Here is an 18607-nt window from a genome sequence, read left to right on the forward strand (position 1 = left end):
TGACATTGAAATTCGTTTTACGCGCTTGGGTGAAGTGAGAGAAGTAAAATAAATAATCTATTCACCACTGCTAAAATACTAATCAATAATCGAGTTTTCCAATCAAAAAAAACTAAGATTTGCTCTTATCAGCTTCTTTCTGTGCCGCCTCACTGTATTTTTTATAAAGTTGAGTACGAATCTTAGCTTCTTGATAACGGCTGTGGGTTTTTGGTACAGTACTCATTAAATCTGAAGCCCGTTGCCACTTAGCAGCAATCTCTAACCACTGAGTTGAGGTTGTAGCTGTTTTACCAGATGCAGAAGCTTGGTTGGCAATTCGCACAGATATTTGAAATGGATCGTCAGATGGCTCAGAAAAGCTATTGTTAGGAGAGTGAGATGGTGTTTGGGCTTTCCTGTCGTTAGTATTTTCTGTAGTTAAAGATTTGGAAGTTTCTGGTTGTATCAGATTTCTCATATTACCTAGCTGGGCATAAACAACCCAACTAAGCAACAACAGTGAGCATAAACCAGCTGCTGCTAATATCTTTGTTTTAGGTTTATTTTTGGATTTTTCTTTGTTAATGAGTACTAAAGAACGAGAGACTTGAGTTTTAGGATAATTTGGTTTTCCTAATTCAGCTTGAGCTTCTGTGATATCTTTAATTAATTGCTTGACAATATTGGGCTGAATTAGTGTAATTTCCTGTGACCAAAGCAATTGATTCTCGCGATCGCTATCTATTTCTTTTAACCACAGCAATTGTTGTTCTCGAACAATCCGACTGTTGATCTTGACACGGCGAATGTAACGCGGGGCGATAGACTCAAGAATTTGCTGGATTTGTTCTACTAAAGGAGATTGCTCAAGTTGCTCTACTTTAGCTGCCTCGCACAGAATTTGTAAGACACCATCAGAAAAAATGGCTCTAGTTCTGACACAAGAGTGGGCTAGCTTTTCGTTCAATAACTGAATAATCGCCGCAACGCTCCCTTGGTGAGCTTGCCAAGCGATATCGTTTATCCGGTCTACCACCTGAAATTTAGTGATAGCTCTTCCACCCTGACTGATTAACGTATTCATTAATTTAGGGACTCTTTTTTACTGACCTCGATCTTGTCTTCGATTTTACGAGTAAAAAGATGAGTTGCCAAATAATATCATAAATATGGAAATATGAAGCTTCTTTTTTGGTTTGGTAAGGACACTCGCTGATGCTCAGGTAACTTGTTGTACGCTTCCACACCTTGAAAATGCGGAATTCTTGGGCTGAAACTGCACTTTCAAGGTAAGTAGAACGATATGGGAAAACCAAACTATGTTAAGAAAAATAAAATAGACTCAAACCCTCTTCCCTTCTGCCTCCTGCCTCATCCCAACAATAAATATTCACACTGACCTACTTAATGCCCATGCTGACAGACGAGTTAGTTGTTTTGACATAGTACGCAAGCGTGTCTTTTGGCGATCGCCTTTAGTCATAAGATAGGTAAATACACTCTGTTCCTCATGCGAAGTACCGACGATATGCGATCGCTTGCTCTATGGCTAAATAGTATCAGGGTCAACGCCAAGCGATGTCTAACGACAAGCCGCTTCTCTTCGAGACGCTTCTCTTCGAGAGGCTTCGCCAACGCGAACGCGTCTACACAATTGTTCTTTCAACCTTCCACCTGCGACTGTGCTTGTCTTGCTTGCTCTTGAGCTTGTTCCCTCGCCAATCTTTCCTGTTTGAGTGTCTGTGCCAACTCCTCTGGAATCAGCAACTTTTCTCCAGTGTCTTCTCGATAAAAACCAATCAGTTGTCCCTCTATTTGCAAACGCAGCTGCAAAGGTTCACATCGACTATCTGTAATTGGCTCATACACCTCGCCTCGCAGCCGATACCCTTGTAATTGCTCCTTAATCCACTCTCCCTTGAGGTCAAATAACCAGTATTCCAATACCCCTAACTGCTCATACAGCGTCTTTTTGAAACCAGTATCCTGGTTTTTAGTGCCCTCCGAAGTCATTTCAAAGATTACTACAGGCACTTGTCCCTCTTCCCATATTTTGTAATTATCCCGACCTCCAGGAGTGACATTAAAAATCACCATTACATCTGGAGCTACCCGTAACCTCGGAAAACCCTGAGCATAATAGAGAAACTGGTTACTCAAAACCGTTGCTTGCCGACCCAGCAAATATTGCCTCAATACTTCTAAAGTTACCAGTAGAGCATATAAATGAACATAACTTTCTGCCAATGGTTCACCATCTGAGCTTGGATAAAAAACTTCTGTTGATTGAGAACTGGGTAAGAGGCTAGTCATAATTAGCCACCTGGTTGAGAGGATGGGTGCATGATTATGTTATCTTAGAAACTTTCGCTAATATTTCTGGGACTATCGCCTGTCAGCTATCCTTCACAAACCAAACAAAATAGCTGTATCAAAATAATTTTGTAAGTAACTCTCACATTTTTTGCATTTTTGCCAGAATGACAAGACTAAATAGCACAGCGATCGTTACATTAGAAGATATATAAATAAAAATCAACAATGATTTTTTTCCGTTCGCAGTTCACACAAAATCATGAGTGCAAGTACCATTATTTCCGATAATCCCTTACTCCAAGGCACTGGTTTACCTTCCTTTACAGAGATTAAACCAGAACAAGTAGTACCAGCCTTCAATCAGTTGCTAGCAGAACTTGATCAGCAACTTGCCACCTTAGAGGCTAGTGTACAGCCGACTTGGAGTGGTTTAGTAGAACCCTTAGAAAAGCTGACAGAACAGCTTACCTGGAGTTGGGGGACGGTAAATCATTTAATGGGTGTTAAAAATAGCCCGGAACTGCGCGAAGCTCATGAAATCGTCCAGCCACTAGTTGTACAATTTATCAACAAACTCGGTCAAAGCCAACCCATCTACAATGCTTTTAAGGCACTCCGTAGCAGCGATAATTGGGCAAGTTTAGAATTAGCCCAACAACGGATTGTAGAAGCAGCCATTCGAGATGCAGAACTTTCTGGTGTTGGCTTAAAAGGAGAAGCAAGAGAGCGTTTCAACGCCATTCAGATGGAGTTGGCAGAACTTTCTACTCAATTCTCTAACCATGTACTTGATGCCACGAAAGACTTTAGCTTAACCCTGACAACAAAAGCAGAAATTGACGGTTTACCACCAAGTTTGGTGAGTTTAGCCGCCCAAGCTGCACGAGCAGGAGGAGAAGAGAATGCCACACCAGAAAATGGCCCTTGGCGCATTACTTTAGACTTCCCCAGTTACGGCCCTTTCATGCAACACAGCACCCGTCGAGATTTGCGTGAAAAGCTCTACAAAGCTCATATCACTCGCGCTTCTAGCGGCGATTTAGATAATAATCCGTTAATTGTGCGTATTTTGGAGTTACGGCAAGAACTCGCAGAGATACTTGGCTTTAAAAGTTTTGCCGAGTTGAGCCTTGCAAGTAAAATGGCTCCTAATGTTGAAGCAGTCGAAGCATTATTAGAAGAACTACGCCAAGCCAGTTATGATGCTGCTGTCAAAGACTTAAAAGAACTCCAAGCTTTTGCTGCATCTTATGGAGAAGAATATCAAAATTTAAAACATTGGGACATCAGCTTTTGGGCAGAACGCCAACGAGAAGCAAAATTTGCCTTTACCGTTGAAGAATTACGTCCCTATTTTCCCCTTCCCCAAGTGCTAGATGGCTTGTTTGGGCTTGTTAAGCGGCTATTTGGTGTTACAGTAACCCCTGTTGATGGTCAAGCCCCAGTATGGCATGAGGATGTCCGTTATTTCCAAATAGCTGATGAAACTGGTTCTCCCATAGCCTACTTTTACTTAGACCCTTATAGCCGTCCAGCAGAAAAACGCGGTGGTGCTTGGATGGATGTATGCATCAATCGTGCCAAAACTGAAAATGGTGCAACTGCCATCCGGTTGCCTGTGGCTTATTTGATATGTAACCAAACTCCCCCAGTAGATGGCAAGCCGAGTTTGATGACTTTCTATGAAGTGGAGACTTTGTTCCACGAGTTTGGTCATGGATTGCACCACATGCTCACCAAGGTTGACTATGTTGGAGCCGCAGGCATCAATAATGTGGAATGGGATGCAGTGGAACTACCCAGTCAATTTATGGAGAACTGGTGTTATGAGCGACCCACTTTGTTTGGCATGGCTAAACATTACGAAACTGGAGAAGCTCTGCCAGAGCATTATTATCAAAAGCTGCTAGCGGCGCGTAATTATATGAGTGGTACTGGTATGTTACGCCAAATTCACCTTAGCAGTGTTGATTTAGAACTACACTACCGCTATCGTTCCGGTAGCAATGAAACTCCAGCAGATGTGCGTCATCGTATAGCCAAGACTACTACTATTTTACCACCACTTCCAGAAGATTCAATATTATGTTCTTTTGGGCACATTTTTGAGGGTGGTTATGCAGCAGGTTACTACAGTTACAAATGGGCTGAAGTACTGAGTGCTGACGCCTTTGCCGCTTTTGAAGAAGCTGGGCTAGAAAATGAAGAAGCAATAAAAGCTACAGGTATGCGTTATCGGGATACGGTGCTAGCACTCGGTGGTAGCAAGCATCCAATGGAGGTGTTTAAAACTTTCCGGGGTCGCGAACCAAGTACGATCGCTTTGCTCAGGCATAATGGTTTAGTAAGTGCTGCTGCAAACTAAACAACACCGATGTAGAGATGTTGCATTGCAATGTCTCTACTATCAAATATTGGCTTAACTAAATATTATTTTCCTAGTTTAAGGTGTTCCTAGAAGAATGGGTTCTTCGGCAACATCATCCAAGCGGATGCTGCCTAACAAATTTCGCCACTCTGCTTTCAGTGCTGGATCTTGAGGATTTTTTTGACGCAGTTCAGCCAACGTCGTCAGTGCCTCGTACCATATCCCATTTTGGGCATAGATAGCATAGCGCTTTAGAGGTTCTGCCGTTTCTAGTTGTTTGACTGTTGCTTGACTGAGGTTAACTCGTTTTATTACCCCTTCAACAAAAGTTGGGGGAGCATTCTGTTGCTTGTCACAGTTAATGGTGAAAAACCAGCGGTATTGTTGGCCTACTGCTAAACCGGGAGCAGTGCTAGGCAAAGAAACGCGGACGATTCCGGGCTTATCCGGTAGAGCGATCGCTTTTTTGTATACCTTGTTAGCGTCTGGATCTTGCAACACAAATTCAACTATATATGGCGAATCTTTAGTATATGGCACATAGAAAAACCAACTTGGATGTTCTACTGTTGTTTGTCCCCAGACATTAATTACAGAGTTAGCTTCCTGAGTAAAGGGTACTAAAGCAGTCAAGTCAATTTTAGATGTAGGACATGCAGGTTCCCCGCGCTTTGCTCCACCACGAACGCGACCTCCAGGAGGTGAACCAGGTGGAATTGGAGGTTGAGTAAAGGTTGTTTTAGCGTCAGAGCGATTAGGAGTTGGTTTTGCCAGTATTGGAGTCAGGCTAACTAATAAACTTGTACAACTAAAAGCTACTACTAAAAACAGTTTTATCGGTTGTGAATTTAAATTCATAGAAACCTGACCTCATACGATTTTAGGATTTTAGATTGGACATTAGACATTAGTTATTCCGCCTCATCTCCTTTAGTTACCGATTCCCCGCCCGGACTTTTGTTTTTGAATGATTATAAATTGACATCAAACTCGCCATAGCTACAAGCGATAAAGCCGACGGTAAAAAAGGTACCCAAGCACCTGAAATTAACAGACCAAAGCAAACTACATACAAAACGCTAGAAGTAACACCGATTGCTAATGCCAACCAGGGTAACGAAAGCTTGCGCCAAACCAGGACTCCCCCGAGCAAAGACCAGCCCCAAATCCAGGCGACCTCCGCCCACCATGACCAAGCCCGCAGTAACGGTCGTCCATCTTGGACTGCACCAAGGATCTGGCTGACCATGTGAGCTTGTACCAGTACTCCCGGCATTTGCTCGTCTAAAGGAATGCCATAAGGTGTCGGCCAGGTGTCTGGAGAATCCCCCTTTGCAGTCACACCAATCAAAACAATCCGGTTTTTGATGACGTTAGGGTTAACCGGACTAGATAAAAATTCTGTTAGCGTTACCTGTTCGGCTATTTTTTTTGAAGAACGATAGTTGAGTAAGATTTGACCGCCATTAGCATCAATATTTTGATAGCCAGCAGTACGAGACTTCAGATTCGGAAAAATAGTCTTACCCAACTGCAAATTTCCTTCAAGAGTGAACTTTGTTTGAATTCCTGAAGGGCGCAGATAAAGGGATGCTAGTTGTAAACTGAAGGAATATGGAGTAAAACACGATGATGTCGTCTCCTGATTCATGAACAGAAGATGCCGACGAATAACTCCATCGCGATCGTGAATAAAGTCACTGAATCCCAGATTTTCTGGGGGGATTTCTGGTGGCGGCTTAATACCTTTGATATTTCCTGAGCGATCGCTCCCCTTGCATACGCCAACTAAGTTCTGAGTTTGCTGGAGACGAGTAATTAAATCTGGCTCTTTGGCCTTAAAATCACGGTAGATATCTAAGCCGATCGCGCGGGGTTGGTACTGATTCAGTTTTGCTAAGAGTTTATTGAGAGATTTTTCAGAAATAGAAGCTCCAATCAAGGACTCGCCATTTTGTCTTTGAGTAGCCAGATCGTCATCGTCAATTGTAATGATCAACAGTCGAGGATCGAGTCCTTCTGCGGGGCGCGATCGCATCATTAGGTCAAAGGCTTGAATCTCTAGATTTTCCAGCAATCCCACCAATCTCACCCCAAAAACCAAAGCTGTAACTGCCAAGCTGGATAACAAAATTCTTTTAAATCTGCGTCTGTTAGATAAAGGTAAATTTACTTCATCTTCATCTTCAGATTTTGCAGACCTTAATTCATCCCAAGTTGGTGGAATCTGCGCCGGATTTTGGCAAATCACTGGTAGCCAAGTTGCACAAGGAAATCTATCCTCAAGTCCTTGCAAACGTTCCCGCGCTTGGCGTACCGCTTGATACAAAGACTCGCCACCAGCAAAGCCTTGGAGAAAATACTTTAAAAACTCCTTGGCAACCTGGTCTGGGACGGGTTCGCGCATGACGATCATTTGAGGAATTTGCAAATCAGCTAATTCTCGCGCCAATCCCAATCCATCACAAGAGTTGAATATAGCTAATTGCAAACCATTTTCAATAGCTTTCTTAAGAGCGTACTTTAACTCGCCAATGGTAAGACTATCGGTTCTATTCAGGTAAATTCGTCCGCTTTCGCCACTTCCTTGACTGGAACTGTGTCCGGCAAAGAAAAGAATATCCCAGTTTTTTCCCCAGAGATGCTCAGTCAAGTCCTTACGTTCTGGTTCTACCAAAAAGCTCACCTCTGCATTACTACACTGTTGCAGTAAAGCTTGATCGGCTTGGGTGTCAATCCCCTTACTATTGCCCACAATTGCCAAAATATTGACTAATTGATTGAGAGTGCGTGGCTTGTGAATGCGATCGTAAGATGGTGAAGAAAGGGCAATTTCAGCTTTGGGATAGCGTTCTAACAAGTCCCACAGATGCCAGGGTAATAGCTGCAATTGGCTATTTTCTGTTTGCAGAATCACCCGTACTTCGTCGCTCGATGATAATCTTTCTAACCATTTTTCCCTCAAAGGGCGAAACTCTTCTGTTCGCAGCCAGGTATTAAAGCGTGCCCGCAAAATATGAGAAGCGTTTTCGCAGTCTTGAACCATCGATACATTCGTCACCTGCATTTGCTCAGCATGGAGGCGATAACGATTGCCTATCTGCCGATAACTAGACTGCCAATGACTATAATAGAGCGGCATTTCCGGGAATGAAGGTAGCCTCCCAGTGATTTCTGTTGCAGCACGCTCGTGTTCTTCACCAATTTGGAGGGTGACAGCAAACCCCTGCTCAAAACTACCTTCTCCAAATTTGATCGCCACTAATTTACCCATAATCGTCGCTATCTTCCTGTGCAAGATCGTGCCCTGTTCTAATGTCCGATTGCAAGTCCCACATGCGTCTACAGATTTTTTTCAAAATCCCTAAAAGCTGGCTTGGATTTTTAATTTTTAATTTTTAGTTAATGAGTTATCACTTAATAAATTACCGACAAAGAGGGAAGATAGCTACATATTTCAAATTTGGAAATATTCGGTGACACTGGCATTATCCAAGGCTACCCTAACACTAAATTGCTCTGTAGGTTCACCACGAAATTGCAATTGAATGTAGTTGTCTGATTTTCTAGATTGAGCGTCGAGAAATATTGCTCCTGAACTATCTATAACAGTGAGATGAACTCCTGGTGGCAAGTAGATTTGATTTCCAGTGGCGTGCAATTGGAGATGAATACTAGTTTGTCGATCTTTTTCGGGACTGATTTTCACAATCAACATCACAGGTTGGTTGTGGATTTGGATACCTAAATCAATCACTTTTGCCCGTTTAGTAATTGATTCTGGTTGTTTGAGGGCATCTAATTCCAAAGTTTCAACACTGCGAAAGGCATAAGTTGGCCTGAGTTCCGGCACGTTCCACAGCGATTCAATAGTCTCCCAACCAGTCTCAAATATACCAGCAAACCACTGGCTCAAATTCACTAATGAATTAACTGGGGATTGACGCAGTTGCCAGATGTGGTCAATAAACGCTTCCAATGGTTGCAGTTGCGCTAAAAGAACTGTTTCACTTACCACACTAGGGAGAAAACCAAGCAGTCTTGCTTCTTCGAGGGATTCATTAAATTGAACTATTAAATAACCCACCCGTTCTTCCCAAGTTTCTGGAGGAATAGAACATGTCTGCTGATGCAAATGGACAGGACGACACTCCAGACGCCCAATTGAGGGCAGTTCTAAATCAGCGACATCCCCACAAAGGCGCATGATCGGGTTCCAACTGTCACTAGCTTGAAGGTCAGTAGGAATATCCATCATCTGCAAGTAGTCATTCACCACCCATACAGCTAAAGTATTCAGCCGGACTTGCTCTGCTTTTTCAAGATTTGCTTGCTGGTTAGCAAATTGCTGGGCAGTTATGCGAGCTGTTTGGGAAATCGGCAATGTTAAAGCGAAATCATCTAGCTGATAGGTGGAGTCATTCATAAGTCAATTTCTAGGGTTCAATGCTGCTATGTATATATCACCCGCATTCAATAAATTTATGCCACAAAATTGAATACTGGAAAAAGAGAATTGGGGACTGGCGATTAGGTAAAAATATCCCATAAAATTAAGGAATTGTATATTGAGATGATATATGAAATAGAGGTTTTGAGTATTTATATAGCCGTAGTCACGTAGGTTAGGACAGTGTTGAGCGCTCAAAGCCTTGACAAAAGTGGGTTTTTACTCAGCACGGGCTAAACGCCCCGCTGACGCTAACAGCACTTTGCTATACTTTGAGCAAAATCAGCTTCAAGTTGCTAAAAGCGGCTTATCAACTAGCAGATAAATTGCAAAATTTTCAGCGTACAATTTGAGCGATCGATTAGGAAGATCGGCCCCTCAAATCACAACCAATTGCCAATCAATACATAGGCAGACCAAAAGCTTGGCGCTCTATAGTTGGGATGTTTAAATAGTTGTAGCTGGGCCCGGTGGACTGCTTCGGCTTTGGTGGTTTTGCCACTCTTGAGTTCTCGATAGAAGGCACTAACAAACATCGCTGTTGATTCATCATCAATTTGCCACAGGGAAGCTATGGTACTACGTGCCCCAGCTCGGACAGCTGCTCCTGCTAGACCGAGTGCTGCACGGTTGTCTCCTGTTGCTGTCTGGCAAGCACTTAAGACCAATAATTCTACTACGGTTTTACCCTGACTGCGAAAGAGAGTATCAAAATCTTTGACATTGATCTGACCATCGAAATCTAAAATAAAAGTGTCTTCAAGGCGGGAACTAAACTGACCGTGGGTTGCCAAATGCACTATGTTGAATGAAGCAGCACCAATTTCACTTTCCAAATTCTTTTTCTTAAAATCTCTATCCAGTAGGCTGGTTGTCGAAACTCCTGCTTTAGCAATACTGTCAAATTCAGATTTGATCGCCAGCAATGGTGCAAACTTGGGATATCCTGGCGGCGGAATAGTTAATCCTGCGGTTAGTGCTCTCAGCTGCTGTTTTACCAGCGGTTTTGGGTCAAGAAGTTGTAGACCGACACTCAGGGCGATCGCATATTTCTCTACCAAGTATTGTTTACCATCGTAGAGAACTGCCATTGGTAAATTGCGTAATGGCCCATCTAGAACGAACACTAACGTATCGACGCTACTTTTTTGCAGTTGTAACTCAATGGGTTTAAGCAGCCAGCTGTAAACTTCTTGCGATTGGGTTTGGACGATCTTAGTAGCAGTTGGATCGACAAGATTTCTTCGCAGTTCTATTAAGAGTTTCTCTACTTCTTTTTGGGAAATCTTGGTACTGTAGCTTTGCAGAGGTTGTTTAGGAATTTTGACAATTACCTGGAGTTCGTCACTAAGAATTATTGGATAAAGGATGGCAGCCTTGGTATTATCTTTGTCTACTACTTGATCGAGGGCTACTTTCTGACCTTGCAAACAAGCATCCTGAAAGAAGTCGTCTAATTCTGCTAGTTGGAGTGCTTCAATCCGCTGGCGTGCTTTCTCCAATATTTTTTCATTTGGTTTTCCTTTTTGAGATTGCAGCAGTAACTTTACTGACTGGCGGTAGACGGGTTCTACACTGTCGCGGAAGTCAAATTGCACATCCTGGTTGACTACATCTTTATTTACTACTAAATCTCTGCGGAGAGACTCAAGAGTGTCTACAGCAGCATCATAAGCGGCGATCGCACCATTAATATCTTTTTGTGCCCAAAGCAATCTACCTAACTGCCATTTCAAGCTATAGGTAATTTCTGGTGCATTGCTACTCTGTGCCAAAGCTAATCCTTGCCGAGTCAAGTTTTGCGCTTCTGACCACTGTCTGGTTTCTTCGTACAAGCCGCCTAAACTCTTCAGAGCATAAGCCTCTGCCCGCTTGTCCCCTAAACTACGGGATTGCTGGATGGCACTAGCGAGTAATTTTGCTGAGTCTTTTGTACTAAATTTTGAGTAAAAAACATGACTGGATGCTTGTAATACACCACTCTTGACTTTTGCCAAACTTTGTGAAAAGTTAACCTGAGCGTAAATACTCGCACGGCTGAGGGGGAGTTGGTTGAGTTGAGACTCAATCGATGGCAAAAAAGTTTGAACCTTTGCCCATTCTTTATCTTTAATCAGTAGTCCTAGATGATTGAGTTGTGCTTGAACTTTTGTTAGAAGTGAGGGAGATACTGCGACTGTTCGTTGATAATAAGCGATCGCCTGTTCCTTTTGGTTTTGTTTACGGGCATTATTTCCCAAGCTGAACAGACTAGCCGCAATATCAGCCCTTGATTGTAGATTTTGAGCAATTATCAGACTTTCTTCTAATGCTTGGCGTGACTTTTTCAAATCGCCCAATACTAAAAGGGCATCACCGAGCGATCGCAAACTCACTGTTTTTTCTATAGAATCGGGTTGAGATTTTAACGTTTGACTTATTCGATTGAGTGTTTTAATCGCCCGCGGGTAAAATCCTTGGGTGCGCCACGCTTGTGCTTGATTGATTAGCGATCGTACTACGCCACTTTGATTATCTGCTTGTTTGTAAATTTCTTCTGTCCGCTGCCAAGTTGCCAAAGCCGCCTCGGGCCGTCCCATTGCCAATTGCAGACGACCTTGAATATCTAGTGATTGGGCAAATATTTGCAGATTTTGGTTTTTATCTTGTCCTTGGAGTAAATTTAAACTCTCTGTAATTGCCTGCTGCGCCTGACTCCATGCACCGAGTTGCTGATAAGCTAGGGAAAGATTACTCAGTGCCACTGCTAGTGCAAGGTTCTCCCCTTGCTGCTTATATATTTGGACAGCCTGTTGTAACACTTCTACAGCTTTGGCAAAGTTGCCATTACTGTATAAAACTTTGCCCTGCTGTAAAAGCGAGGCGGCATCAGTGGGCACAGCCAGAGATGTTAGATTGTTTATTCGCAGTTGGGATGAAGAATTGATTGAGCTAGGAACTTTTGCTAACACTGGTGAACCGACAATGCATAGCAAAGCGACCAAGAAGTACAAAGGCAAACGTAAAAAGTGAGTTAGGGGGGTGAGCCAGCGCGTCCTTGCCGTTTCCCGACCACTGCTTTTAAATTTTACAGAATTCGTGCCAAAAATCCTAGTTGTTTTAGCCATAAGCAATGACGAGAGGGAGGTGATAACCAGAAACACATAGGATTGACTATAGGCTAACAGGGTAATGTTACCATTCCCATCCCTCACCAATCTTTGAGCTTCCACAATTTTGTTGCGATCACAGTGAAACTCGATTAGCAAACCTTAGTTAAAAGCGATCGCAAACCTTAAACAAAAACCCACTGAAATAGTGCTAAGTAAAAAGTAAAATCAACTAGTACAGCGTGGCGGAAATCAAGCCACCATTTTAAAACTTGCAAAAGCCTTGATATACAAACTTTTGACTTTTGACTTTTGAACGCCAGTTGCTTCTCCCAAGGGGAGACGCTGCGCGAACAAGTCGGCAGAGCCGCCGACAGTCGCCTCAAGTCGGGAAACCCTTTCGGTAATTCCTCCTGGGGGAAACCGCCTCTGAGCGACTGCCTCACCACGGCGCTGTCTCCCCAACGCACTGGGTCCTTTTGACTTCCGCTTTGCGGTACTAGGCTTAGTGGGACTTAGACAAAAAGTAGCCTTAAAAAACCATCAAACCTATATACAGAGTGACTTTGACATCGTTTTACCTGTTTTCTTGATATATCTGGGTTTCAAGCGTTTTTGAGCTTTCGGTGTATTTCCCTTATCCTGTATAGGTTTGAGGCTTGTTTCTGCCTCAAAAATGTTTAAGTCCCGTTAGGCATAAAATTAATTTCGAGGAATGAATACCTCGGCTGAAAGTGAGAAGATTCATTAGTACTACTTCTGACTCAGCACTGGCTCAACCCTAGCTATTCGCTAACAGCACCGATCATAATAATCCCTCCAATTCTGCAAACTTACGCAAACGCGGTAAACATTGGCGTTGATAAAAACTGCTTAATGTCGGAATTGACAACCCAAATTCCTCAGATAAATCTTTCCAGCTAACTTCTGGAGGTAAGCGTTTGAGAATTAACACCTGACAATTCACATCTGGATGCCCTTTAATGTAAGTACCGCGCAGTTCCCCATCCGAATCTGTCTTCGCCCATATCTCCAAGTCTTCCAAAATCGGAGGTGCTTGAGGGCTAGCTGGTAGGTTATCTACAGGATCAATAGTTTCACTTGTTCCACCAGATGTAGACTGACGAATTCTCAGAGGGACTGTTGTGGCTTGTTCTCGGTTCTGGTTAAGGTAGAAGTCTTGTAGTCTCCGTTTTAGGTAAGCATTCAGCCAGGTGATTACACTGCCATAATTAGGATCATAGGTTTGCCCTGTCAAACCTTCACAAACATTGCGACAGAAATACAACCAAGTTTGTTGTAGTGCATCTTGATAGTAGGGAGTAGGTTCCCTCCAGAGTCTACTTGCTGTCAAGCGAATAATTTGCGTGAGCAGCTTCTGACGCTGAGGGCTTCCACGTTGGTGTCTACAGGCTTCTGTAACTAAGCGGCGTAGCTGTTCATCGAATTGAACCATGACAATCTTGGCGAAGAAAGCAAGAATATCTTAGTATTGCGTATAACAACACCCGAAGAATTACCTTTCCTTAAGATACTGGATCTTTTTTAAAAGGAAGTGGGGAACGGGCATAAACTATTGGGAGATTTGAGGTTCTCAAGTGAATAGAACTGAGATTTGACACTTTTTGGTCTTTAGCGACAGAGATTCTAGTGAAATATATGTTTTCTCGTTACAAAACTATGAGCGATCGCAAAAAATATAAAAAAGACCGCATACCGGGTTATCATCCCATCCAAAAGCTCAAGATTATTCTCACAGGTCTTTATGTCGCTGTTCTCTCTGACTTTAGCGTTGCCTACAAACTTGTTTTATCAGTTCCAGTTCTAGGCTTCTCATTTATCTTTCGGCAATGGGTTGATGTCACTCTGATTTTACTAGCAACGGGGATGATGCTGGTTGCCGAATTATTTAACAGTGCGATCGAAATCTTATGCGATTTTGTGGAAGAACGAGAGGATACCCGGATTGGGATGATTAAGGATATTGCAGCCGCCGCAGCTGGCATCAGTATCTTTGTGTGGGCTGTCACACTCATGCTTGAAGCAAGTCACCTCTGGCAATTGCTAAAAATTTGACTATTAATTATTCGAGATAGTGTGAGGAGTATTTTCAATAGGACTTACGCAAAAAACCTCTCTAACTCTTATTCCTCTGTGTTCTCTGTGTCGCGCCAGTTGCTTCAAGTCGGGAAACCCGCCCAACGCACTGGCTTCTCTGTGGTTTGATTTTCCGTTACCTGTGCGTAAGTCCTGTTCAATAATATCCTAAGACTTATTAGCTAATAAAAAATAAGTAAAGGAAATTATCAGATTTGATTTTTTGAATTAATCTTACTCATCACTCCCCACCCTCCTTAATACAATCTCAGCCAGGATAAGAAATTTTCCCACCAAGAATATTGCAGATTACCTACACTCAACTTCATTTTGTTGCGAATATCTTGGATTTTCCAGTTGGTTAGTTTAGCTAGAGTTTGCGCCTCTTGTTCAAAACGTTTGGGTAAAGACTGCTTATATTCTCTACCAGCCTGACATTTGAGATCCCCTTGAAACGGATGTTGCAAAACATAGCGTCCTTGAAAAGATTCACTGTTGGCAGTTTGTTGAAATATCAAGTCTTCAGGGAATTTGTCGCGGGTATAGCGAACATGCAATCGAGAGATGAAGACGTTACTTCTAGGAGAGGGACGACGAAAGCTAGGGGGTACTGGCAGATTACTTGTAGAATTATCATCTAGCCAAAATACACCTGCTTGCTTGAGTTCTTCTGGAGTCAGGGGTTCGGCAGAACAAGGATCGCAACTACCCATATCCCAAGCGTATTCTAAAAAACCAACTTTCCTGTCTTCTTTGGTGTAGATAGTTTGAAACATAGATTTGTAAAATTCACCAAATTCATCTTTGACAAATAAGGGAATGTTCGCGTCGGAGGGAATTTTTACCGTCCGATAGTTGGTGATTTCTGCTTGTCCTTGGGGCGAGAGGATGTAAATAATTAAATCCTGCTCTGTCGTAGCATTGATCATGCCTAAACGAATTGGCAGCATAAATTTAGGCGATTGGTAAGAAATTTGTAGCGGACGGAGGAACTGATAGCCAGATTGCTCGAATTTATCCAAGTTGACTTTAGCAACAAAGAATTTCATCGAGGAGCGAATATAAGGCTGAAGTAACTGTTTCGCACCTCTGGGGATTTTGTAGCCATTGCGTTTAAGCCAAGTTTCCAATCCACCAGATTCTTTCGCACTGAGGATCACAATATCGTATTCGCCAACGTTAAAACGTGCTTCAACCGTCACACCCAAGCTAGCATCGCCCCTTGCACTCCCCGCCTCACTTCTCGCCGCTGCTGGTGCTGGTGCTGCTGATAACTCTCTATCGTCAACTGGGGTACAAGGATCTGGGTCGAAATATTCTACCAATCGCGGCGCACTAAAAGCATCTAGGCGCTCGATAATTTTCGGTTCAGTGACGCGAACTTGTTCTTTTTGCAGTACCATTGGCACTGGTACTACCATTGCAAAATCTTTGACTTCGCCTTGAAAGTCGTTTGCCATTGTTAGGATAGTGCGATCGCCATCCCGCGCGATCGCTACCTGAGAAGCTTTGTTATACAGTTTTGTATCAGCTTTGGCTACATAAAATCCACAAAATGCCCAAGCTGTTGGTGCAAAGCACAAAACAGCGGCAATTGCCAACAGTAATGGTGTTAAAAGTCGAAAAATCTTCATTTTTTAGATCTTTATATTAAGTGCTGATTTAGGAGTAGGAGTAGAGAGGCGATTAATCGCGTCTGTACAACAGTTGGGAGTAGAGACGCAATTAATCGCGTCTGTACAGGAGTTAGGAGTGCTGAGTAAAAAGTTCTCCCGCTACTCCCCAATCCCCTCAATTTAATCCAAAGTTAGACAAGAAATTTTCCCACAAGGAATATGTGAGATTTCCGACACTCAGCTTCATTTTGTTGCGAATATCTTGGATATTGCCATTAGTTAACCTAGCTAGAGTCTGCGCCTCTTGTTCAAAACGCTTGGGCAAAGACCGTTTGTATTCTCTACCTGCCTCACACTTAACTTCCCCTTCAAATGGATACTGCAAAATATAACGTCCTTGGAATAATTCACGGTTGGCAGTTTGTAGGAAAGTCAAGTCTTCAGGGAATGTGTTGCGGGTGTAGCGGACATGCAGACGGGAGATGAAGACGTTAGTGTTAAAAGAGGGAAGAATAAGCTTGCGGAATGGTGGCACATTAGTTGGAGAATTATCATTTAGCCAAAATACGCCTGCTTCCTTGAGTTCCTCTGGAGTCAAGGGATCGGCAGAACAAGGATCGCAACTACCCATATCCCAAGCGTATTCCAAAAAACCGACTCTCTTGCCTTCTTTGGTGTAAGCGGTTTGGAACAGAGATTTGTAGAATTCACCAAATTCATTTTTGATAAATACCGGAATATTGACGTTGGAGGGGATTTTCACCGTCCGATAGTTAGCGATTTCTGCCTCTCCTTGAGGTGAGAGGATATAGACAATTAAATCCTGCTCTGTGGTGGCATTGATCATGCCTAAACGAATTGGCAGGATGAACTTGGGTGATTGATAGGAAATTTGTAGCGGACGCAGGAACTGGTAGCCAGATTCCTCGAATTTATCCAAGTTGACTTTGGCAACAAAGAATTTCATTGAGGAGCGGATATAGGGCTGAAGTAACTGTTTGGCCCCTTGAGGGATTTTGTAGCCATTGTTTGTCAGCCAAGTTTCCAGTCCCCCAGATTCTTTCGCACTGAGGATGACGATGTCGTATTCGCCGACGTTGAAACGCGCTTCCACCGTTACACCCAAACTGCGATCCCTTCTCTGAACTTCCGCACTATCATTTACTGCTGCTGTTGCGACAGATAGTTTATTAAAAAATCGTGGTAGTGGGGCACAAGGATCTGGGTCAAAATATTCCACCAATCGCGGCGCACTAAAAGCATCTAGGCGCTCGATAATCTTGGGTTCAGTTACACGAACTTGCTCTTTTTGCAGCACCGTTGGCACTGGTACTACGATCGCAAAATCTTTGACTTCGCCTTGGTAGTCATTTGCCATTGTTAGGACAGTGCGATCGCCATTCCGTGCGATCACCACTTGAGAAGCTTTGTTGTACAGCTTCGTATCAGCTTTGGATACATAAAATCCACAAAATGCCCAAGCTGCGGGTGCAAAGCAAAACACAGCTACAATGGTCAACAGTAATGGTGTTAAAAGTCGAAAAATCTTCATTTTTTAGACCTCTATATTAAGTGCTGATTTCGTGAGTTGGAAGTTAGGAGCAAAGCCAAAGACGTTTCTGTTGCTCCGGTTAAGAGTTAGGAGTGCTGAGTAAAAAATTCTCCCTCTGCTCCCTGATCTCCCTCATCTTTCTCATCTCCCTTTTGCCAAGAAAATCGTGGGGCTAACCAGAGAACATCTAGTAGAATGCTCAACGGGGCAAGGATGAACAGTGCCCAGAAGACTGCGGTGGAAATAAAGAAATAATTCCGCAGGATAAAAGTTAATCCAGCGATGCAAAATGCCCAAACTACCCGCCCAATTCGGGAATTGGGAATTGATCGCGGATCTGTAATCATAAATAGGGCGAACAACAATAATGAGCCGCTCATCAAGCGATGCCAGTAAACATCCCAAGTCCAACCCAGCCAGAGATTGCGAATTGCTTCTAGTAAGGAATATGCAGCCAAAAAAGCAGCTGTGGTGTCCCAGCGACCAATGCGCTGCAAAGTCATGCCGCCAGTTCCGACGAATAAGAGCGCATACCACCACTCTTCACCCCATTGTCCCGGAGAAACCCAGGCATCGGAGGTCAGAACCAAGGCGGAAATGATACCAAAATTACCAGGGTTGAAGAAATGCTTATCACCAAATTTAAAGAGAAATTTACTAGCGATCGCAGTTGCTGCCGCTAAAACCATTGTCGTCCAGTGATCAGCCCGCAACAGTAAGCTCAGTCCCAGTGAGGTAATTAAAGCACTGCGAAGATTGGGGATTTGTTCTTTGCCTGTTACCCATGACAATATCCATTGGGTTACTAGACAAGTGGCGATTAATACCCCAATCAACTCTGGTCGCAACGTCCAGTCTCGGGTACCGATTCCCACGACTAGGAACAAGCCCAAAAATGAAATTTGATAATCTCGGATATCTTTGAACAAAATTAACATTTTATCCAGTGTTTATTCGTAGATTTATCATCAATTTAGACGAGCGCTAGGTCAAATAGTATTGCTCTTACAGATTTTTTACACAATAGAGCATTGACCTACTCCAGCCGACCTTTCCCACCTGATATTGGGGTGGTGATTGACATACCAAAGCGATCGCTTTGATGTTTGAATCTAAAAGGAGCCCTTGTATCTAGAA

The 18607-nt window shown here is 43.1% G+C and carries 13 protein-coding genes; 2 read left to right on the forward strand and 11 right to left on the reverse strand.

Translation table 11 applies throughout. The annotated features are described in order from the left end of the window. Positions 1 to 112: 112 nt before the first annotated feature. Together V7K56_RS26835 and V7K56_RS26840 are read right to left on the reverse strand one after the other, a co-directional pair. Positions 113 to 1066, reverse strand: a complete 954-nt coding sequence (locus V7K56_RS26835) for a hypothetical protein (RefSeq protein WP_334915338.1) — start codon at positions 1064 to 1066, stop codon at positions 113 to 115. Between the two features lie 578 nt (positions 1067 to 1644). Further along, positions 1645 to 2295: a Uma2 family endonuclease gene (locus V7K56_RS26840; RefSeq protein WP_334915340.1), complete on the reverse strand. Its 651-nt coding sequence runs from the start codon at positions 2293 to 2295 to the stop codon at positions 1645 to 1647. Between the two features lie 262 nt (positions 2296 to 2557). On the opposite strand from V7K56_RS26840, the gene V7K56_RS26845 reads away from it, so the two are divergent. After that, complete coding sequence (locus V7K56_RS26845) at positions 2558 to 4663, forward strand: M3 family metallopeptidase (RefSeq protein WP_334915342.1); 2106 nt, start codon at positions 2558 to 2560, stop codon at positions 4661 to 4663. A 78-nt stretch (positions 4664 to 4741) separates the two neighbouring features. On the opposite strand, the gene V7K56_RS26850 is transcribed toward V7K56_RS26845, so the two are convergent. The 6 genes from V7K56_RS26850 to V7K56_RS26875 all read right to left on the reverse strand — a co-directional run bounded on the left by V7K56_RS26850 (position 4742) and on the right by V7K56_RS26875 (position 13661). Then, on the reverse strand, positions 4742 to 5524 hold the full coding sequence (locus V7K56_RS26850) for a DUF928 domain-containing protein (protein WP_334915344.1): 783 nt from the start codon (positions 5522 to 5524) through the stop codon (positions 4742 to 4744). A 76-nt stretch (positions 5525 to 5600) separates the two neighbouring features. Then, complete coding sequence (locus V7K56_RS26855; protein ID WP_334915346.1) at positions 5601 to 7940, reverse strand: CHASE2 domain-containing protein; 2340 nt, start codon at positions 7938 to 7940, stop codon at positions 5601 to 5603. Between the two features lie 183 nt (positions 7941 to 8123). Beyond that, on the reverse strand, positions 8124 to 9092 hold the full coding sequence (locus V7K56_RS26860; protein ID WP_334915348.1) for a DUF1822 family protein: 969 nt from the start codon (positions 9090 to 9092) through the stop codon (positions 8124 to 8126). Between the two features lie 407 nt (positions 9093 to 9499). After that, entirely contained in the window at positions 9500 to 12223 is a 2724-nt protein-coding gene (locus V7K56_RS26865) for a CHAT domain-containing protein (RefSeq protein ID WP_334915518.1), read from the reverse strand. A gap of 234 nt (positions 12224 to 12457) precedes the next feature. Continuing rightward, entirely contained in the window at positions 12458 to 12670 is a 213-nt protein-coding gene (locus V7K56_RS26870) for a hypothetical protein (protein WP_334915350.1), read from the reverse strand. A 340-nt stretch (positions 12671 to 13010) separates the two neighbouring features. After that, positions 13011 to 13661, reverse strand: a complete 651-nt coding sequence (locus V7K56_RS26875) for a sigma-70 family RNA polymerase sigma factor (RefSeq protein WP_334915352.1) — start codon at positions 13659 to 13661, stop codon at positions 13011 to 13013. Between the two features lie 203 nt (positions 13662 to 13864). On the opposite strand from V7K56_RS26875, the gene V7K56_RS26880 reads away from it, so the two are divergent. Further along, complete coding sequence (locus V7K56_RS26880; protein WP_334915353.1) at positions 13865 to 14281, forward strand: diacylglycerol kinase; 417 nt, start codon at positions 13865 to 13867, stop codon at positions 14279 to 14281. 278 nt (positions 14282 to 14559) lie between these two features. Here V7K56_RS26880 and V7K56_RS26885 read toward each other — a convergent pair whose 3' ends face one another. From V7K56_RS26885 to V7K56_RS26895, 3 genes are all read right to left on the reverse strand, one after another. Continuing rightward, positions 14560 to 15936 (reverse strand): DUF2330 domain-containing protein, encoded by a 1377-nt coding sequence (locus V7K56_RS26885; RefSeq protein ID WP_334915355.1) that lies wholly within the window; start codon positions 15934 to 15936, stop codon positions 14560 to 14562. Positions 15937 to 16093: 157 nt separating this feature from the next. After that, a complete protein-coding gene (locus V7K56_RS26890) occupies positions 16094 to 17470 on the reverse strand; it encodes a DUF2330 domain-containing protein (protein ID WP_334915357.1) in 1377 nt (458 codons plus the stop codon). 86 nt (positions 17471 to 17556) lie between these two features. Then, complete coding sequence (locus V7K56_RS26895; protein ID WP_334915520.1) at positions 17557 to 18402, reverse strand: RnfABCDGE type electron transport complex subunit D; 846 nt, start codon at positions 18400 to 18402, stop codon at positions 17557 to 17559. Positions 18403 to 18607 lie beyond the last annotated feature (205 nt).

Source organism: Nostoc sp., assembly GCF_036917535.1.
In the GTDB taxonomy this organism is placed as follows: Bacteria; Cyanobacteriota; Cyanobacteriia; order Cyanobacteriales; family Nostocaceae; genus Nostoc.

Coding starts and splice junctions, on each gene's coding strand:
- V7K56_RS26835 (WP_334915338.1), bottom strand. CDS start 1,066: ATGAATACGTTAATCAGTCAGGGTGGAAGAGCTATCACTAAATTTCAG.
- V7K56_RS26840 (WP_334915340.1), bottom strand. CDS start 2,295: ATGACTAGCCTCTTACCCAGTTCTCAATCAACAGAAGTTTTTTATCCA.
- V7K56_RS26845 (WP_334915342.1), top strand. CDS start 2,558: ATGAGTGCAAGTACCATTATTTCCGATAATCCCTTACTCCAAGGCACT.
- V7K56_RS26850 (WP_334915344.1), bottom strand. CDS start 5,524: ATGAATTTAAATTCACAACCGATAAAACTGTTTTTAGTAGTAGCTTTT.
- V7K56_RS26855 (WP_334915346.1), bottom strand. CDS start 7,940: ATGGGTAAATTAGTGGCGATCAAATTTGGAGAAGGTAGTTTTGAGCAG.
- V7K56_RS26860 (WP_334915348.1), bottom strand. CDS start 9,092: ATGAATGACTCCACCTATCAGCTAGATGATTTCGCTTTAACATTGCCG.
- V7K56_RS26865 (WP_334915518.1), bottom strand. CDS start 12,223: ATGGCTAAAACAACTAGGATTTTTGGCACGAATTCTGTAAAATTTAAA.
- V7K56_RS26875 (WP_334915352.1), bottom strand. CDS start 13,661: ATGGTTCAATTCGATGAACAGCTACGCCGCTTAGTTACAGAAGCCTGT.
- V7K56_RS26880 (WP_334915353.1), top strand. CDS start 13,865: ATGTTTTCTCGTTACAAAACTATGAGCGATCGCAAAAAATATAAAAAA.
- V7K56_RS26885 (WP_334915355.1), bottom strand. CDS start 15,936: ATGAAGATTTTTCGACTTTTAACACCATTACTGTTGGCAATTGCCGCT.
- V7K56_RS26890 (WP_334915357.1), bottom strand. CDS start 17,470: ATGAAGATTTTTCGACTTTTAACACCATTACTGTTGACCATTGTAGCT.